Genomic DNA, 2,583 nt, shown 5'->3' with positions numbered 1-2,583 from the left:
TACTCGCAGGGCCCAACCCTCAAGGAAGCCAAGAGCAACCTCGAGGAGGCGATCCGGCTCTGGATCGAGAGCTGTCTGCGTCGCGGCACCCTCCACGACGCGCTCCTCGAGGTCGGCTTCAAGCCTGCCCCCAAGGGCCAGGCGCGCCAGAGCGTGAATGCGCCCCAGCCGTCGCCGGCAACCCGGGTCTTCCCGATCCACGTCAACACTCCCGCTTACGCCGGCAGCAGAGCGACCGCGTAGGCGGCGATGGGACCGATCTCCTGGAAAGTGCACAAGAAGCTCTGCGAGCTGGCCGGTTGGGTCAAGACCAGGGAAGAGTCCTCGCACATCTGCATGGAGAAAGCGGGTCATGCCCGCCCCGTCGTGATCCCCAAGTATCCCGACCTAGCTGACGACATCCTCCACAACAATCGCAGAACGATGGGGCTGAGCCGCAAGGAGTTCGAGGAACTCCTCAGCCAGGCTCGCGGACGCTAGTCGACTCCCGATCCAAGAAAAAGGCGCCGGCCCCGCCTGGAGGGCCAGCGCCCGGCACGGGTGGCAGAAGTCCCGCGCCTACTCCTTCGCCCTCGCCCGCGTCTTCGCGATCTTCTCGGCCGAGCGGCCGATGATCTGCACGCCGGTCAGCCCGCCCGTGAGCAGCCAGAGGTTGTCCGGCAACTCGTGGGGCGTCCTGCCGAACATCGGGAAGATGCCGAAGTCGACGACGATGATGCCGACCAGGGCGACGACGCAGCAGGGCCGGTAGTTCCGCGTCAGCCAGCTCTCGCTCTGCACCTCTGCAGCGCGCAGGGCGTTCACGCTCTTGTCGCGCTCGAGCTCCAGCTCGGCCAGTGCGATCGTGAGCTGGTTCTCCGCCTTGGCGAGCTCGACCTTCGCGGCCACTGTTTCGGCGCGGTCCGGCAGCAGGTCGAGCGCGGCCTTCGCGCCTTTGAAGACGCTCGAGACCTTCTCGACGACCTTGCCGAGGATCGCGCCTCCGAGCTCAGCGATCACTGCGGGCCTCCTCGGGTTAGGGCGTGACCTTCTGGGCCTTCCTCCAATTCACCACCCACTGACGGAGCTGGGTGGCGCCAGCGCCGGCGCTCGCGCCCTGGAGCAGCGCGAGCAGCGCCTCGCCCCAGGTCATGCCCCCCTGGACGTTGACGAGGAAGGCCAGGACGAGGCCCTGGATCACGGGCAGCCAGGACATCACCCGGGGCGAGAGATTCAGCTTGCTCAGGGCCTGAGTGATGAGGGGGATGATGCCGATCGCGAGGGGGATCCAGATCGCGGGGCTCATGGGCTCTCTCCTTCTCCGCCCAATGGGCGGTGTTCGGGGCTCAGTGCAGGCGGCGCTTGATGTCCTCGAGGTCGCCGCGCATCAGCCGCAGCTCGGTGAGCAGCTCACCCTCGAGGCGCGCCTTCTCCACGACGTGCTTGTGGTACTCGTTCGCCAGCGAGGCCATGTCGGCCGCCTTCGCGCAGCCGGCGAGGTCGCGAGCCAGCGCCTCGACGACGGCGCGGTCCGCCTTGCCGGCCTGCAGTTCGCCCACCGTGCGGCCGTAGATGATGGCCGCACCGAGGATGTTCACGAGCAGCCCGGCGAGGGCGACGAGCGTGATGACGGCGACGGGCTTGCGGGCTTCGGGGGGCATCCTTCTCCTCCGGCTTCGGGACTCGACCATCACGCCACGCGCTTGGCGACGAGCTGCATCTCGCGGGGCGTGATGCTCTTGCTCGCTCCGTTCGCGCTCACTTGCACGGTGACCAGATCGCCGGCCGCGAGCTGGACGAGGGCGGTGAACGAGCAGCTCGCCGCGTTGCCGCTGGCATCCAGCGTCGCCTTGCAGCTCGCCCGATCCTGCCGGGTGCCGTTCACCGCCAGCTTGAAGGCGAACTCGGTGCTCGCTGTACCGGTGAAGGTGGCCTGGAAGTGCAGCTGCCAGACGCCGCCGGCGCCGGAGCCGATCGAGATCCGGTCCGCCGTGTAGTCGGCATCGGCCGCGTCCTCGAGGCCGTTGGCGCCGGCTACCCAGTCGAGCGTCGCCCAGCTCGTGTCGACGCTCTGCGCCGTCGCGCCGGCCGTGAGGTAGAGCTGGGCGTAGACGCCCATGATGCTCACGAGCACGTCGCGGTCGTCCTGCTCGCTGATGTTCTGCGTGCTGTTGTCGGCGAGGATCCCGATGAGGGTGCTGCGCTCGCGCACGGTATCGGCCATGATGCCTCCTAGCTCTCCACCGCGATCCGGTGGCCGTTACTGAATCCACTCGTGAAGGCGGGGCCCGCGACGTCGAACCCCTGACTGTGCCCGTCGCTGAAGCCCCCCTGGCCGCGGACGACCGTGTAGATTCGGTACTTCCTGCGCAGCTTCTCGCGGATCACCCGGCGGGCGACCTCGTCGTGCACGTCGCAGAGGATCACCTGCGCGATGCGGCCCACCAGGCTGTTGCCGGTCGCATAGGTGGAGCCCAGGGTGACCGGCTTGGTGCCGCCGGTGCCGAGCGTGGTCGGCGCGTCGCCGTCGTCGTTGCCCGCTTCGGCGCCGCCCAGCGCCGCCCGGGCGATCTGCTTGGGCATGAACTCCACCTCTAGCAGGGG

The 2,583-nt window shown here is 68.5% G+C and carries 6 protein-coding genes; 1 reads left to right on the top strand and 5 read right to left on the bottom strand.

What is annotated here, in order from left to right:
• Positions 1 to 249: 249 nt before the first annotated feature.
• Positions 250 to 480: a hypothetical protein gene (locus FJ251_15375; protein MBM4119083.1), complete on the top strand. Its 231-nt coding sequence runs from the start codon at positions 250 to 252 to the stop codon at positions 478 to 480.
• Between the two features lie 78 nt (positions 481 to 558).
• Here the strand turns inward: FJ251_15375 and FJ251_15370 are convergent, their stop codons facing one another.
• Genes FJ251_15370 through FJ251_15350 form a run of 5 tightly spaced genes read right to left on the bottom strand, consistent with a single transcriptional unit; the run spans position 559 to position 2,562 of the window.
• Positions 559 to 1,047 carry a hypothetical protein gene (locus tag FJ251_15370; GenBank protein MBM4119082.1) on the bottom strand — a complete coding sequence of 163 codons (489 nt, stop codon included), beginning with the start codon at positions 1,045 to 1,047 and terminating at the stop codon, positions 559 to 561.
• A complete protein-coding gene (locus FJ251_15365; protein ID MBM4119081.1) occupies positions 1,016 to 1,285 on the bottom strand; it encodes a hypothetical protein in 270 nt (89 codons plus the stop codon). Before FJ251_15365 ends, FJ251_15370 begins: the two co-directional genes overlap by 32 nt.
• Before the next feature lie 40 nt (positions 1,286 to 1,325).
• On the bottom strand, positions 1,326 to 1,640 hold the full coding sequence (locus FJ251_15360; GenBank protein MBM4119080.1) for a hypothetical protein: 315 nt from the start codon (positions 1,638 to 1,640) through the stop codon (positions 1,326 to 1,328).
• A gap of 29 nt (positions 1,641 to 1,669) precedes the next feature.
• Positions 1,670 to 2,203, bottom strand: a complete 534-nt coding sequence (locus FJ251_15355; GenBank protein ID MBM4119079.1) for a hypothetical protein — start codon at positions 2,201 to 2,203, stop codon at positions 1,670 to 1,672.
• 8 nt (positions 2,204 to 2,211) lie between these two features.
• Positions 2,212 to 2,562 carry a hypothetical protein gene (locus FJ251_15350; protein MBM4119078.1) on the bottom strand — a complete coding sequence of 117 codons (351 nt, stop codon included), beginning with the start codon at positions 2,560 to 2,562 and terminating at the stop codon, positions 2,212 to 2,214.
• Positions 2,563 to 2,583: the final 21 nt, after the last annotated feature.

The organism is bacterium (genome assembly GCA_016873475.1).
In the GTDB taxonomy this organism is placed as follows: domain Bacteria; phylum Krumholzibacteriota; class Krumholzibacteriia; order JACNKJ01; family JACNKJ01; genus VGXI01.
The sequence above is the reverse complement of the archived record's forward strand: the minus strand, read 5'-3'. Positions and strand labels throughout refer to the sequence as shown.

Coding starts and splice junctions, on each gene's coding strand:
- FJ251_15375 (MBM4119083.1), top strand. CDS start 250: ATGGGACCGATCTCCTGGAAAGTGCACAAGAAGCTCTGCGAGCTGGCC.
- FJ251_15365 (MBM4119081.1), bottom strand. CDS start 1,285: ATGAGCCCCGCGATCTGGATCCCCCTCGCGATCGGCATCATCCCCCTC.
- FJ251_15360 (MBM4119080.1), bottom strand. CDS start 1,640: ATGCCCCCCGAAGCCCGCAAGCCCGTCGCCGTCATCACGCTCGTCGCC.
- FJ251_15355 (MBM4119079.1), bottom strand. CDS start 2,203: ATGGCCGATACCGTGCGCGAGCGCAGCACCCTCATCGGGATCCTCGCC.
- FJ251_15350 (MBM4119078.1), bottom strand. CDS start 2,562: ATGCCCAAGCAGATCGCCCGGGCGGCGCTGGGCGGCGCCGAAGCGGGC.